Source organism: Mesorhizobium sp. B2-3-13, from assembly GCF_006442195.1.
GTDB lineage: Bacteria > Pseudomonadota > Alphaproteobacteria > Rhizobiales > Rhizobiaceae > Mesorhizobium > Mesorhizobium salmacidum.
In genome coordinates this window covers 35,702-49,887 of the sequence record NZ_VFVQ01000012.1, presented here as the reverse complement: position 1 = coordinate 49,887, position 14,186 = coordinate 35,702, and the positions used below count along the sequence as shown (strand labels likewise).

The 14,186-nt window shown below is 64.5% G+C and carries 10 protein-coding genes; 4 read left to right on the top strand and 6 right to left on the bottom strand.

Annotation, left to right across the window (positions count from 1 at the left end):
* The first annotated feature begins 63 nt into the window (after nucleotides 1–63).
* The gene (locus FJ941_RS15870; protein WP_140506962.1) at nucleotides 64–1,122 is read left to right on the top strand and encodes a D-alanine:D-lactate ligase-like protein; all 1,059 of its coding nucleotides are present in this window, start codon (nucleotides 64–66) and stop codon (nucleotides 1,120–1,122) included.
* On the opposite strand, the gene FJ941_RS15865 is transcribed toward FJ941_RS15870, so the two are convergent.
* The 6 genes from FJ941_RS15865 to dnaK form a co-directional block, all read right to left on the bottom strand.
* Nucleotides 1,119–1,406, bottom strand: coding sequence for a DUF1330 domain-containing protein (locus FJ941_RS15865; protein ID WP_140506960.1), 288 nt, complete (start codon nucleotides 1,404–1,406; stop codon nucleotides 1,119–1,121). The two genes, FJ941_RS15870 and FJ941_RS15865, sit on opposite strands and share 4 nt — an antisense overlap.
* An 18-nt stretch (nucleotides 1,407–1,424) precedes the next feature.
* The gene (gene pyrF / locus FJ941_RS15860; protein ID WP_181165994.1) at nucleotides 1,425–2,138 is read right to left on the bottom strand and encodes an orotidine-5'-phosphate decarboxylase; all 714 of its coding nucleotides are present in this window, start codon (nucleotides 2,136–2,138) and stop codon (nucleotides 1,425–1,427) included.
* Between the two features lie 11 nt (nucleotides 2,139–2,149).
* Nucleotides 2,150–2,746 carry an NADPH-dependent FMN reductase gene (locus FJ941_RS15855; RefSeq protein ID WP_140506957.1) on the bottom strand — a complete coding sequence of 199 codons (597 nt, stop codon included), beginning with the start codon at nucleotides 2,744–2,746 and terminating at the stop codon, nucleotides 2,150–2,152.
* Nucleotides 2,747–2,980: 234 nt separating this feature from the next.
* Nucleotides 2,981–3,586, bottom strand: coding sequence for a phospholipid N-methyltransferase PmtA (pmtA, locus tag FJ941_RS15850; RefSeq protein WP_140506955.1), 606 nt, complete (start codon nucleotides 3,584–3,586; stop codon nucleotides 2,981–2,983).
* A 105-nt stretch (nucleotides 3,587–3,691) separates the two neighbouring features.
* Entirely contained in the window at nucleotides 3,692–4,819 is a 1,128-nt protein-coding gene (gene dnaJ, locus FJ941_RS15845) for a molecular chaperone DnaJ (RefSeq protein ID WP_140507208.1), read from the bottom strand.
* A 221-nt stretch (nucleotides 4,820–5,040) separates the two neighbouring features.
* Nucleotides 5,041–6,957 carry a molecular chaperone DnaK gene (gene dnaK, locus FJ941_RS15840; protein WP_140506953.1) on the bottom strand — a complete coding sequence of 639 codons (1,917 nt, stop codon included), beginning with the start codon at nucleotides 6,955–6,957 and terminating at the stop codon, nucleotides 5,041–5,043.
* A 489-nt stretch (nucleotides 6,958–7,446) separates the two neighbouring features.
* Here dnaK and FJ941_RS15835 point away from each other — a divergent pair, with 489 nt between their 5' ends.
* The 3 genes from FJ941_RS15835 (at nucleotide 7,447) to rpe (ending at nucleotide 14,186) form a co-directional block, all read left to right on the top strand.
* Entirely contained in the window at nucleotides 7,447–9,414 is a 1,968-nt protein-coding gene (locus FJ941_RS15835) for a hypothetical protein (RefSeq protein ID WP_140506951.1), read from the top strand.
* 10 nt (nucleotides 9,415–9,424) lie between these two features.
* Nucleotides 9,425–13,285, top strand: coding sequence for a hypothetical protein (locus FJ941_RS15830; protein ID WP_140506950.1), 3,861 nt, complete (start codon nucleotides 9,425–9,427; stop codon nucleotides 13,283–13,285).
* 223 nt (nucleotides 13,286–13,508) lie between these two features.
* Entirely contained in the window at nucleotides 13,509–14,186 is a 678-nt protein-coding gene (gene rpe, locus FJ941_RS15825; protein ID WP_140506948.1) for a ribulose-phosphate 3-epimerase, read from the top strand.

Sequence of the window (14,186 nt, the reverse complement as noted above, 5' to 3'; positions counted from 1 at the left end):
GCGAAAGCCGTTTGCGTCGGCCGTGCGATGCTAGGTGATCGCACGGCCGGGAATGTTCGTCTCATGTCGAGTCACAAGCCAAAGCTGATCCTCGTTCACGAGCCGGAGAAGGCCTGCTTCGACCGCCTGGTCGCCGACGGTCACGCACCGCAGCGCGCGGCCGAGATATCGTCCTATCTGGCGCAATCGACCGACCTCGCCCCCGAATTCGATGCGCTGGCCGCCGCCTGTGACAGGCGTGGCATTGCCTTCGCGGCGGTGGAGCTGGACCATGCCGCAAGGGCGCTTCCCAAAGCCGATCCTTCCACGACGCTGGTCTGGACGCTGACCGACGGCATCGCCTATTTCCGTGGCGGCGCCGCACCCGCGCTGGCGCGGCTCAACGGAATGAGAACGATCGGAGCGGACGATGCGCTGTTCGCTCTCTGCCAGGACAAGTTCCGTTCCGGCGCCGTGCTTGGCGCGCTCGGCCTGCCGGTGCCGTCGGCGGGTTTTGCGCGCAATGGCGAATGGCTGGTCGAGCCGCCGGCCTCCGCCGCCGGCTGGTTCGTCAAGCCCAACAGGCTCGGCGCCAAGATCGGCATCTGGCCGGATTCGCGCGTAACCGATCTCGGTCACGCGCTGGAGCTTAGCCGGCGTGTTTTCGCGGCCTATCGCGATGATGTCGTCGTCCAGCCCTATGTCGCGGGCCGCAATGTGCGCGCCAGCTTCCTCGGGCTGACGCCGCAAACCGGTGCCGAGGCGCTTGGCATCGCCTTTGTCGAGTCAGGCGCGGATTTCCAGACGATGGCCGACAGCCTGGCGCTTTATGGCGACACCGGCGAAGCCGCGAAGGCCGCCGGGCATTATGCCGAACCCGAACTCGCTCCGGTCGCAAACAGTCAGCCGGTGGCCGATGCCAGAATCCGCACGATTGCCAAACGGTTGATGGACGGGCTCGGCCTGCGCGACGTGTTTTCCGTCGACGCGCGCGTCGAGGCCGACGATACGGTTCATCTCATCGAGTTCGAGGTCTGTCCCGGCCTGCCCTGTTTCGATTTCCGCGCTTATTGCCGCCAGCAATGGGGGCTGGAACTCGTCGACGCGATGGCGGAAACCGCGGCGAACAGGCTCTTTCGCTAGACCCCTTCCACCAGCACGATCTCGCCGTCGGCCACCTTCTGGCGGATCGCCACTGCGCGTTGATATTCCGGCGAATGGTAGCAGTCATGCGCGACGGCGAGCGATTCGAACTCGATGAGCACATTGCGCGCGCGCCCTGGGCCCTCGGCTTTCTCGTGTTCGCCGCCACGGGCCAGGAATTTCGCGCCGAAGCGCTCGAAAGCCGGCTTCGCCGCCGCGACGTAATCCTTGTAGCCTTCCGCGTCGCGCACATCGACGCGGGCGATCCAGTATCCCTTGGGCATTCTTCTTCTCCCTATTCCTTATGCCGAGCGCATTTCGTCGAGGATGGCTTCAGCCGCCGCGCGTCTGTCCGCCGCAGCGACGATCGGGCGCCCGACAACCAGATGGCTGGAGCCGCTGCGAATGGCTTGCGCAGGTGTCATCACGCGCTTCTGGTCGCCATGATCGCTGCCCACGGGGCGTATGCCGGGTGTCACCACCGCCATGTCGGGGCCGACGAGGCGGCGCACCGCTTCGGCCTCCGCGGCCGAGCAGACGATGCCGCCCATGCCGGCATGCAGCGCCTGTTCCGAGCGCCTCAGCACCAGCGTGTGCGGATCATATTCATAGCCGGCATCGATCATGTCCTGCTCATCCATCGAGGTCAGGACGCTGACGGCAAGCAGGCAAAGCTCGCTGCCGCGCGCTGCCTCCACCGCCGCCTGCATCGCCTTGGGATAAGCATGTATGGTCAGCATGGTCATGCCCATCTTGACGATGTTCTCGACGCCTTTGGCCACCGTGTGGTCGATGTCGAGCAGCTTCATGTCGAGGAAGATCTTCGTTCCGCCGCTGGCCAGCTCCCTGGCGAAGTCGAGCCCGCCGGCAAAGGCCAGCTGATAGCCGATCTTGTAGAAGGAGACGACACCGTCGAGCTCGCGCACCGCCTGCTCGGCCTCCGTCACGGTCGGCACGTCGAGGCCGACGATCAATCTTTCCTGCATGGATTTGGCCTGCATGGGGTGAGCCTGCATGGTAGCGGCAGTCACGCCTCGACCCTGGTCGACAGCATGCGTGAGGTTTCGATCAGCGTGCGGCATAGGTGCTCCATCGATTTGTGCAGTCTTTCGTCACGGAAATGGCCGTCCCCGTCGAAGGCGTCGCCACCCTCCGGCACCGAGCATTCCGGCGTCACCACCTCCATCTGGCAGCGCACCAGCACGGCGCGCAGATGATTGATGCAGCGGATGCCGGCAAAATGGCCTTTGGAGGACGAGCAGAGGCCGGCGACCTTGCCGGCAAGCGGCCTGACCGACCGGCCGCCATCCCGTCGCACCCGGCTCACCCAGTCGATCGTGTTCTTGAGCAACGGCGGGATGGAGCCGTTATATTCAGGCGTCGCGATCAGCAGCCCATCATGGACGGCGATCAATCGCGCCAGCTTCTGGGCGTTTTCAGGGATGCCATTTTCCTTTTCCAGGTCCTCGTCGAGGATCGGCAAGGGATAATCGGCGAGCGAAATGCGGGTCACCTCGGCGCCTTGCACCGCAAGTTCCTTCTGCGCCACGTCGGCGGTCCTGCCGCTATAGGCGCCGCTGCGCACCGAGCCGGCGAAGACGAGGATTTTCGGGATCACTGCCATTGGCCACCCTTGTTCCCGGACAGGTACAGCCGGAGGCCGCGCAAATCAACGCGCCAGCGCGAAAATCGAAAACGACCTGGCGTAAACGCGTGATGGGTGCGTTGAAATTCAGGTCAGGGCGAGTCGAAAATGGCTGATGCCGAGAACCGGAGCGGAGCGTACTTTCGTACGTGAGCACCGGAAGCGCAGGTATCAGCCATTTGCAGGCCGGCCTCACCTGAATCTCGGCGCACCCTAATGTGCTTCGCGGCGGTAGATCCACAGCTGCGTCGGCGGGATATTGCGGAAGATGAAGTCGAAATGCTTGACCGTGTAGTCGCCGCGGCCGGCCGGGATCGGCGACATCGGACCATAGGTCAGCTGCACGATCGGCCGTCCGGCCGGGATGCGGTCGAGCAGGCTTTCGATATAGGCGATGCGCTGGGCGACCGGGAAGTTGAGCAGCGGCACTCCGGAAACGACGCTATCGAAGATCATCCCGCTTCTCTCGCCAAGCGTGGCGTTGAGGTTGAAGGCATCGCCCTCGATGACGTTGACGCCGGGATAGAGCTGGCGCAGGTGGCGCACGAAATCGGTGGAATATTCGACCGCGTAGAGGTTTTCAGGCCGCACGCCCTGGGCGAGGATGGCGCGGGTGATGACCCCGGTACCGGGACCGACCTCGAGCACCGGCAGTCCGGACTTCGGGTTGACGATCGAAGCCATCTTGCGGGCGGTGATCGAGCTGGTCGGAACAATGGAGCCGACCGTCTTCGGCTTGTCGATCCAGCCCTTGAAGAATTTGAGTTCGTCGTCGAACTTCTCGGCAAACGCCTTCCGCAGTCCGTGACCACGTGCCATGCAAGCTCTCCTCAGCGCTCCCCTTGGAAGCTACTTAACACCTGGATGACGCAAGGCAAGGCGCGGCCTTGCCTATGGCGTGGATAAGATAGTTTTCGTCGCGTCTCAACGCTCGCCGAAAGATTCGAAAAAGTCCTTCATGCGGGCGAAAAAGCCGCTCGATTGGGGCGAATTGTCCTGCGAGGACAGTTGTTCGAACTCCTCCAGCAATTCGCGCTGGCGGCGCGACAGGTTCTGCGGCGTCTCGACCGCGGTCTGGATGTAGAGGTCGCCGACATTGGGCTGGCGCAACACAGGCATGCCCTTGCCCTTGAGGCGGAACTGGCGTCCGTTCTGCGTGCCTTCGGTCACCTTCACCTTGGTCTGTGTGCCGTCGAGCGTCGTCACCTCGAACGACCCGCCAAGGGCCGCCGTCGTCATCGAGATCGGCACCTTGCAATAGAGATCGGCGCCGTCGCGCTGGAAGAATTCGTGCGGCTTGACGGCCAGGAAGATATAGAGGTCGCCCGACGGCCCGCCGCGCAGCCCGGCCTCGCCCTCATTGGCCAGGCGGATGCGGGTGCCGTCCTCGATGCCGGCCGGGATGTTGACCGACAGCGAACGCTCCTCGGTGATACGGCCCTGGCCAGCGCACTTCGGGCAGGGATCCTTGATCGTCTGGCCACGGCCCTGGCATTGCGGGCAGGTCCGCTCGATCGAGAAAAACCCTTGCGTGGCGCGCACCTTGCCGTGGCCGTTGCACATCGAGCAGGTGACCGGCTGGGTGCCCGGCTTGGCGCCGCTGCCGGAGCATTCCGTGCAGGATATCGAAGCCGGCACGCGAATCTGCGCGGTCTTGCCCGCGAAGGCTTCCTCCAGCGAGATCTCCATGTTGTAGCGCAGGTCGGCGCCGCGCTCGCGGCCACCGGAAGAGCGGCGCTGGCGGCCGCCCATCATGTCGCCGAAAATATCCTCGAAGATATCGGCAAAGCCGCCCGCACCAAAGCCCTGCGCGCCATTCATGCCGCCCTGCTCGAAGGCGGCGTGGCCGAAACGATCATAGGCGGCGCGCTTCTGCGGGTCCTTCAGCGTCTCGTAGGCTTCGTTGATTTCCTTGAACTTGTGCTCGCAGGAATGATCGCCGGGGTTGCGGTCGGGATGGAACTGCATGGCGAGCTTGCGAAAAGCGCTCTTGAGCTCCTTGTCGTCGGCGCCCTTTTGCACGCCCAGCGTTTCGTAGAAATCAGCTTTCATTTTTTCCCGCAGTTCCGGATCAACGTCTTGATGCATGATGTGCGTCGTTTGCCGGCACGTTGTTCGATTTAGGAGCGGTGCTGCCCGTATGCTAGGGCCGGCGCGAACTTGTCCGTGGTTTTCAGTGATTTTTTCGGCAGCGCTCGCATTTTTTTCAGCGAGGGTTGCAAAAAAGCCCGGCCTTGCGCCGGGCTTTTCGCATTATCTTGCCGTCAGACCGTTCAGGCCGATTTCTTCTTGTCGTCGTCCTCGTCGATTTCCTCGAAATCGGCGTCGACCACATCGGAGTCCTTGGCGGCATCCGCCTTGGCATCGGCTTCCGCCGCTTCCTTCTGCGAGGCCTCGTACATGGCCTGGCCAAGCTTCATGGAGGCTTCGGCAAGCACCTGGCTCTTGGCCTCGATGTCGGCCGGATCGTCGCCCTCGGCAGCGGTCTTCAGCGCCGCGATCGCATCGGATATAGCGGTGCGCTCGGCCTCGGAGACCTTGTCGCCATATTCCTTCAGCGACTTCTCCGACGAATGCACCAGGGCTTCGGCCTGGTTGCGGGCCTCGACCACGGCGCGACGCTTCTTGTCGGTGTCGGCGTTGGCCTCGGCGTCCTTGACCATCTTCTCGATGTCGGCGTCCGAAAGACCACCCGACGCCTGGATGCGGATCTGGTGCTCCTTGCCGGTGCCCTTGTCCTTGGCCGAGACGTTGACAATGCCGTTGGCGTCGATGTCGAAGGTGACTTCGATCTGCGGCACGCCACGCGGCGCCGGCGGAATGCCGACCAGATCGAACTGGCCGAGCGCCTTGTTGTCGGCGGCCATTTCACGCTCGCCCTGGAAGACGCGGATGGTCACGGCCGACTGCGAATCCTCGGCCGTCGAGAACACCTGGCTCTTCTTAGTCGGGATCGTCGTGTTGCGTTCGATCAGCCGCGTGAACACGCCGCCCAGCGTCTCGATGCCGAGCGACAGCGGCGTCACGTCGAGCAGCAGCACGTCCTTGACGTCGCCCTGCAGCACGCCGGCCTGAATGGCGGCGCCGAGTGCGACGACCTCATCCGGGTTGACGCCCTTGTGCGGCTCCTTGCCGAAGAACTGCTTCACGATCTCCTGGATCTTGGGCATGCGGGTCATGCCGCCGACCAGGACCACTTCGTCGATCTCAGCGGCCTTCAGGCCGGCGTCCTTGAGCGCCGCCTTGCACGGCTCGATGGTGCGCTGGACGAGATCCTCGACCAGGCTTTCGAACTTGGCGCGCGTCAGCTTCAGCGTCAGGTGCTTCGGTCCGGTCGCGTCGGCCGTGATGAAGGGCAGGTTGATTTCGGTCTGCGTCGTCGACGACAGCTCGATCTTGGCCTTCTCGGCCGCCTCCTTGAGGCGCTGCAGGGCGAGCTTGTCGTTCTTCAGGTCTATGCCCTGTTCCTTCTTGAACTCGGCCGCCAGATACTCGACCAGGCGCATGTCGAAATCCTCGCCGCCGAGGAAGGTGTCGCCATTGGTCGACTTCACCTCGAACACGCCGTCGCCGATCTCGAGCACCGAAATGTCGAACGTGCCGCCGCCAAGGTCATAGACGGCAATGGTCTTGCCTTCCTTCTTGTCGAGGCCGTAGGCAAGTGCTGCCGCGGTCGGCTCGTTGATGATGCGCAGCACTTCGAGGCCGGCGATCTTGCCGGCGTCCTTGGTCGCCTGGCGCTGGGCGTCGTTGAAATAGGCCGGAACGGTGATGACCGCCTTCTCGACCTTCTCGCCGAGATAGGCCTCCGCCGTTTCCTTCATCTTCTGCAGGATCATGGCCGAGATCTGCGAGGGCGACTGCTTCTTGCCGCCGGCCTCGACCCAGGCATCGCCATTGTCGCCCTTGACGATCTTGTAGGGGACGAGCTTCTTGTCCTTCTCCGTCACCGGATCGTCATAGCGGCGGCCGATCAGGCGCTTGACCGCGAAGATGGTGTTTTCAGGATTGGTGACCGCCTGGCGCTTGGCCGGCTGGCCGACTAGACGTTCGCCGTCGCCCGAGATGGCGACGATGGAAGGCGTCGTGCGCGCGCCTTCCGCATTCTCGATTACCTTCGGCTCCTTGCCATCCATGATGGCGATACAGGAGTTGGTGGTGCCGAGATCGATACCGATTACTTTTGCCATTTTTCTAGTCTCTCCGCTAAGCAGGCTCTCAGGACCCGGTAAGGCGTTCCGACGAAAGCCCCTGTTCACAAGAAATCCCGTCCGGCCACCGGTTCTCCGGCGCCGCACGGCTTGGCGCGTATATAAGAACAGGCGGCATCGCGCGCAAGCATTCTGCGCAAGGCTTCCATGAACCTTTCCACCTCCGCCCGCGACTGATGTCCAGGTGCCGCATGGTGCGGCCCCGGAAAGGAAGGCCCCATGACCAGCAACCCAGAGACTCCATGGTCTCCGGGACCAACAGGAGCTCGGCGCAACCACCGCCTTCGGGACGGGGTCGATGCGCTGGGCTTTCCGCTGATTCCGTTGACCCTGCGCAGGAGCAGGCGTATCGTGACTGTGAGGAAAGCAGACAATTCGATCAGGGAAGAACGTGCCGGACCACCGCGCCTTGCCCTGATTTGCGCGGCGATGCCGGGTGTTTCTCCCGTGGCTAACGGGGGTAGCTTCATGTCTCGCGTCCACGGCACGTTTGTGTCTTCTCTCCATTTTGCCGGCGGCTTGCGACGAGCTGCGCATGCAGGCAGCGGCTTGCTGGTGCTGGCACTTGCCGCCAGCCTGTGGCTTGGAGGCGCCGCCCAGGCGCAGGAAACCCAGATCATTTATCCCGGTTCGATGGCGGTCACCGGCTTTCCCGGCACCATCATCCCGAATTTCGACGAGGGCCTGCCGCCCGGCGTCGATCCGGTCGACGAGACCTTCATCGACACTTCGCGCGCCAGCTTGCGCGTGTTCGATGTTTCGCATCTGGGCGGCCCGGCCTCCGGCCAGCTCGTCTTCACGCCGCCGCCTTTCGAGGTGACATCAGGCCAGATCGGCGAGGTGTTCGGCCTCGCCTATGATGACGGCGTGCGCGACGGTGTGCCATCGGGCATTCCCAACCTCTATGCCGCCGCCACCTCGCTGCATGGCGTCGAGATCGTCACCCCGGACGCCGACAAGGACGGCAGGCCGGAGCGGCAGCGCCGCGGCACGGCGGGCGCCACTTTCATGGAGGGCCAGTTCGGCACCGAAAACGGCGGCGGACCAGGTACCATCTGGAAGATCGACGGCATCACCGGCCAGGTCGCCAAATTCGCCGACATCGAGACCAACAGCGGTCCCGGCATCGGCAACCTCACCTTCGATCCCGTCCATCGCCAGTTCTTCGCCTCCGACCTCGACACCGGCCTGATCCATCGCATCGACGCCGACGGCGGACCGATCGACACCTTCGACCATGGCGTCGCAGGGCGACCGGCGCATGGGCTGGCTCCCGTCGCCGACGATGGCGCGGTGATGGACATACAGGGCGCCGCCTTCGACACCGAAGACGCCGAGACCTGGGGCTACACCCAGGACGAGCGCCGCGTCTGGGCCGTCTCCTATCATGGCGGCCGGCTCTACTATTCGGTCGGCGAAAAGTCTGAAATCTGGTCGGTGGGCATTGCCCGCGACGGCACCTTCGCCGGCGATCCGCGTTGGGAACTGACGGTCAAGGCCGACAAGGACTACGCCGTCACCGACATTGCCTTCGACAACAGCGGCTTCATGTACCTTGCGCAACGCGGCCCGACCGAAAACCGCTACGACTACAGCCGCTTCGCCGATTCCGGCAAGGGCGAGGTCATCCGCTACTTCAGGGAAAACCCGGACGATCCCTCGACGGAATCGATCTGGGTGGAAGCGCCGCAGGAATATGCGGTCGGCTTCCCGCAAGGCAACAGGCAGTCGGCCGGCGGCCTCGACCTGCAATACGGCTACGACGCCGACGGCAATCTCGACACCTCGGTCTGCACCCAGACCTTGGTCAACACCGGCGATAAATTGCGCGACAACCCCGAGCTCGCCGAAAAGCTCGCTGCCGGCGGGCCGCTTGCCGTCCATGGCGTGCAGATCACGCCCAAGGACCTCGTCAAACCGGCCAACGTGCCGCCCTTCGGCTCCTGGTTCGTCGATTTCGACGGCTATTTCGAGGATCCTGAAGTGGAAGGCCATGTCGGCGACGTCGCCGTCTGGCGCCCCTGCGAGGGCCGTGCCGGCTACTATGAGGAAATACCGGGCGGCTATGAGCCCCCCTTGTACCCGCCGGACTTCCCACCGCCCGGCAATCTGCCTCCGTGTCTCGATGTCGAGGACGTGCGGTATTTCTGCACGCCGCATGGCCTCGAGGCCGATCTCTATCTCCATGACCATGCCGGCTTCGGCGGCGATTCGATCAAGGCCCAGTCCAGGACGCCAGGCGTCGGGGTGACCTCACCCATGTCGCATGCGCCGGGCAAGCCGTACACGATCGACATCACCGGCCACTATCCGGGCGACAGAGTAGATGTTGGACTTTGCTTCTACAGGAAGTCCGACAAGGACAAGGGTGGCTACTACCCTTGCTGCAAGATGACCTTGCCGCTCCGGACCCCAGCCGTCAGCTGCGAACGTTGAGGAGGCGAAGATGAACAGTCTTGCCCCATCCCCGCTCGCGACCCAAACGCAAAAAACCGTCATGGAGACGATCATGAACCCCCTGTCATATGCCAGGCGCGGTGCGCGCTGGCTGATGGCGGCCGGTATCGCGGTCGCCCTTGCGCCCGCACTGCCGGCATCCGCCGCCCAGACCGTCCAGGCTGTCACCAGCCCAGATGTGCAGCCGTTGCAGCTCGACAATCCGCGCATCATCAATCCGGAGCCCGGACGTGTCGTGCCGTTCTTCACCAAGACCGGCGGCCAGCGCAGCTGCGACTATGTCTTCTACACCTTGACCTTCGGCCTGCGCGGCAATCCGCAGGGCTTTGCCGATCCGGGCCTCGAGGCGGCGCTGAAGAAAGCCCAGCTCGAGTTCAAGGACCAGCTTCCGCACGGTCTTTCCATCGTCAACGTGACGGTCTCCGGCGACGGCACCGATGCGTCGGGGGGGCCTTTGCCTGCCGCCGCCATCAGCAATTCGGCCGGACCCAACGATACGGCAACGGTTTCCGATTTCCGGATGTCCGCCAGCGATCTGGATGGCTCGGGGGCACTGAACGAACGCGTCATCACCTTCCGCATCACGGCCAAGATCGACCACGCCGCGTTTCCAGCGCCGGCCAATGTCGACAATCAGGGCCTGATCAAGGTCACCGGCGGCATCGGCACGGGAACCATCATCCCCTCGCAGGATCCGGGCAAGCCGGACGATGGCAACATCGCGACCGGCGAAAAGACCTCGATCCGGATCGACCTCACCAAATGCGACAAGCAACCTCCGCCCCCAACCGACCATGAGTGCTTCAAGGTCGAGCGCGGCACGGTCGACTGCGTGCCCGGCGGTGGTGCCTTCATCTATCACATGCCTGTCGGCCCGGAGATGGGCGGCAAGTGGGCGCAGGTGTCGACGACCTCATCAGGCATCACCATCATCCCCGACACCCAGAAGGTGCCGGCAGGCGGCGGGGTGCTCAACTGGAAGATCGTCGGCGCGTCACCCGGCGACGTCATCCACCTCATCGTCACCGGCATCGAGACCTATGCCGGACCGAAGGAGGGCTGGGGCCTGTGCTGCACGCAAACCATCGACATCGTCATCCCGCGTGGCCAGAGGTGCCCACCTAGGGACAAGGAACCGGACCTCAAGGTTGAAAAGCATGCCGACGTCACACGCTGTACCATGGCCGGCGGCTGCGACTTCACCATCCGGGTCACCAATGTCGGCACGGGGCCCTACAACGGCAAGATCGTGCTCGACGAGGTGACGCTGCCGGCCGGCTCGACGCTGAGTTCAGGGCCCAATCCGCCCTGGGTCTGCGCGCCGGGAACCACCCCCATGACGTGCACCTACCCGGTGACCACGCTCAATCCGGGGGCCTTTGTCGACCTCAAGCTCGGCTTCAGGCCGGCCGGAGGCTGGCAGGGCAGCGTGCTGCGCAACTGCGCCACCTATAATTACGGCGCCAGCGGCAAGCCGCTTTTCGGCAGCCAGGCCAATGACCGGGGCTGCGCGTCGATCCCGATCTGCCGCCGCGGCGACCGCAACCCGGATTGCCAGCCGCCGGTCGAGAAGAAGGTGGACCTGATCCTCAAGAAGCGTGCCCGCACCGAAGTCTGCACCGCCGATGGCGTCTGCACCTTCATCATCGACATCATCAACAACGGCACATCGACCTATAACGGACCGCTGACGGTGATCGACAATTACCCAAGCGGCGCACCGACGTCCTCGACCTTCGGACCGAGCCCGCCCTGGACCTGCGGCCCGAACGGCCCCGGCCAGTTCCGCTGCGACCATGCCGGCATCTCGCTGCCTGCGGGCGCTTCGACGCCGATCTTCGTCAAGGCGGTGGTGCCGGCCAGCTATCGGTCGGACATGGTCGAGAACTGCGCCGAGGTGAAGGCCATCCCCGGTGAGGTCGATCTCACCAACAACAGGGCCTGCGCCAAGGAACGCATCCGCCACCCCAATGGCGGCCAGCCGACATTGCGCATCACCAAGGTGTGCAACGGCTCGCTGGCTGGTGCGGCGCTGGTTTCCTGCCGCATCACCGTCAGCAGCGTCGGCACGGCTGCCCCCACCGGTCCGGTGCGGGTCAACGATGCCGCCACTCTGGTGTCGGGCGGAGCGCCCGTGCAGATCCAGACCGTCACCCCTGACGGTGCGGAATGGGCGTGCGGACCGGTCCCGGCCAACACTCTGTCGTGCCAGATTCCCGGCGCCGTCATGACGCCCGGAACCTCCAGGCACTTCGATGTGACGGTTTCGGCCAATGGCGAGTTCCAGAACTGCGCACGGGGCTCCTATGGCCCGGCGCAGGGCGACGACGTCGTCTATCCGATCGGCCAGGCCTGCGCCAAGGGCGGCGGCTCCTCGACCATCCGTGTCGAGAAGACCGGCGACCGCGAATGCAGGCTCGGCCGGCCCTGTTCGTTCGACATCACCGTCACAAATGACGGGACGAGCCCCTTCTCGGGTCCGGTCCGCATCGGTGATGCGATCGGGGTGGAGGGGCTTGGCCGACTGGAAGGCGTTGCGATCACCTCGATCGACCCGCCCTTCGGCTGCTCGCCGGAACCGACGATCTTGCCGGCCTCCTGCATCGCCAACCTGACCCTCGGCGCCGGCGAAAGCCAGTCGCACCGTGTGACAGTGGTCATCCCCGACGACGGGCGTCTTGCCAATCAGCAGGGCAACGTCAATGGCCAGAACTGCGTTGGCGTGCTCTCTCCCGACACACGGGTACAGGGCGGCGCCGACGTCCTGTCCAAGGATGCAACCAACGTCCAGGGCGATCGCGGCAAGGCCTATGCGTGCCATCCGTTCATCATCACGCATGAGGTGAAGAATGAGTGCTCGCCGGGCTTTGTCATGAACGACGCCGGCCGCTGCGCCTGCCCGGAAGGCACCACCTTCCGCAACGGCCAGTGCACGGGCGGCGGCACCAATGTTCTGCCGTTGCCACCGCCGCCGCGCTGCGTGCTGCTCGAAGGCCAGATCCGCACCGAGGACGGACGTTGCGTCTGCCCGCGCGGCACGGAGCTGGAGAACGGAAAATGCGTCAGGACCGACAAGCCCGAGCAGTGCACCATCCGTGGTCAGGTCCACGACGCCGACGGCGACTGTGTCTGCCCGCGCGGCACCGAGGTGCGGGACGGCGCCTGCCGTCAGATCCGGCCAAAACCACAGCAGTGCCGCATCCCTGGCCAATTCCGCAATGCCGACGGCGACTGTGTCTGCCCGCAAGACACCGAGGTGCGCAACGGCGCCTGCCGCCCAACTCGGCCGAAGCCCGAGCAGTGCAGCATCCGTGGCCAGGTCCACAACGCGGACGGGGACTGCGTCTGCCCGCAAGGCACCGAGGTGCGGGACGGCGCCTGCCGTCAGATCCGGCCGCAGCCTGACCAGTGCACCATTCGTGGCCAGGTCCATGACTCCGATGGCAATTGCGTCTGCCCGAGGGGTACGGAGGTGCAAGGCAATGCCTGCCGGCGCAAGCAGCCTGACATGCAGCAGTGCGACATACGCGGCCAGGTCCACAACAAGCGCGGCGAATGCGTCTGTCCGCGTGGGACCGAGGTGATCGACGGCGCATGCCGCAAGCCCAGGCAAGAGAGCGAATGCGCGCCGGGCTCGCAGATGGTCAACGGCCAGTGCCAGCCGATCTTCAGGCGACACTGCCCGGAGGGTACGATCGGGCGGTACCCGAACTGCAGGCCGATACGCGGGCAGCCGTCGCTGGAAATCGATCCGGGTCAGCTGCTGCAATTGCTGCCGCGGCGCAGGCAGCAGATCGACCAGCAACAGGATCCGGTTCCAAACAGGGTCCTGAAACTCCAGCAGCAGTAACCATCCGCGCGACGCCAAACGAGAACCACCCGCCGGAGCAATCCGGCGGGTTTTTCTTTGTGACCAGGTCAGGCGGTGATTGACGGCAACAGGATCGGCGAGCGCCGCGACGTTACCCTCCCTGTGGAACCGCTGTACTTGCGCCCTCGACAAGTCGCCGGGAGCGCTTTAGGCAGTCGGTTCGGGGCGTCCGTACGGAAAGGGCGCCCGGAAAGGCTGCGAGATGAGCAAAAAAACCTTGATCGCACCGTCGGTGCTGGCATCGGATTTCTCGAAGCTCGGTGACGAGGTCGAGGCGGTGGCGGCGGCCGGTGCCGACTGGATCCATCTCGACGTGATGGACGGGCACTTCGTGCCGAACATCACCTTCGGCCCGCCTGTCATCAAGGCGATCCGCAACCGCACCCAAGCCTTTTTCGACTGCCACCTGATGATCGCGCCCGCCGACCCCTACCTCGCCGCCTTCGCCGAGGCCGGCTGCGACGGCATGACGGTGCATGCCGAGGCCGGACCGCATCTCGACCGCTCGCTGCAGACCATCAGGAATCTCGGCAAGAAGGCCGGCGTCTCACTCAATCCGGCGACGCCGGAAAGCGCCGTCGAATATGTGCTCGACCGGCTCGACCTGATCCTGATCATGACCGTCAATCCGGGTTTCGGCGGGCAGGCCTTCATCCCGGCAATGGTCGACAAGGTGAAAAGGGTCAAGGCATTGATCGGCGACCGGCCGATCCGCATCGAGATCGACGGCGGCGTCTCGCCGGAAACCGCGCCGCTGGTCACATCTGCCGGCGCCGACGTGCTGGTGGCCGGTGCCGCCATCTTCAGGGGCGGCAGCGTCGAAGCGTACCGCGCCAACATCGAGGCGATCAGGACCGCGGCCGACGAGGCCGCCGGCTAA

Bases quoted from the DNA above. Each gene is read 5' to 3' on its own strand.
- FJ941_RS15835 (WP_140506951.1), top strand. From the start codon at position 7,447: ATGTCTCGCGTCCACGGCACGTTTGTGTCTTCTCTCCATTTTGCCGGC.
- dnaK (WP_140506953.1), bottom strand. From the start codon at position 6,957: ATGGCAAAAGTAATCGGTATCGATCTCGGCACCACCAACTCCTGTATC.
- FJ941_RS15855 (WP_140506957.1), bottom strand. From the start codon at position 2,746: ATGGCAGTGATCCCGAAAATCCTCGTCTTCGCCGGCTCGGTGCGCAGC.
- pyrF (WP_181165994.1), bottom strand. From the start codon at position 2,138: ATGCAGGCTCACCCCATGCAGGCCAAATCCATGCAGGAAAGATTGATC.
- pmtA (WP_140506955.1), bottom strand. From the start codon at position 3,586: ATGGCACGTGGTCACGGACTGCGGAAGGCGTTTGCCGAGAAGTTCGAC.
- dnaJ (WP_140507208.1), bottom strand. From the start codon at position 4,819: ATGAAAGCTGATTTCTACGAAACGCTGGGCGTGCAAAAGGGCGCCGAC.
- FJ941_RS15870 (WP_140506962.1), top strand. From the start codon at position 64: ATGTCGAGTCACAAGCCAAAGCTGATCCTCGTTCACGAGCCGGAGAAG.
- FJ941_RS15865 (WP_140506960.1), bottom strand. From the start codon at position 1,406: ATGCCCAAGGGATACTGGATCGCCCGCGTCGATGTGCGCGACGCGGAA.
- rpe (WP_140506948.1), top strand. From the start codon at position 13,509: ATGAGCAAAAAAACCTTGATCGCACCGTCGGTGCTGGCATCGGATTTC.
- FJ941_RS15830 (WP_140506950.1), top strand. From the start codon at position 9,425: ATGAACAGTCTTGCCCCATCCCCGCTCGCGACCCAAACGCAAAAAACC.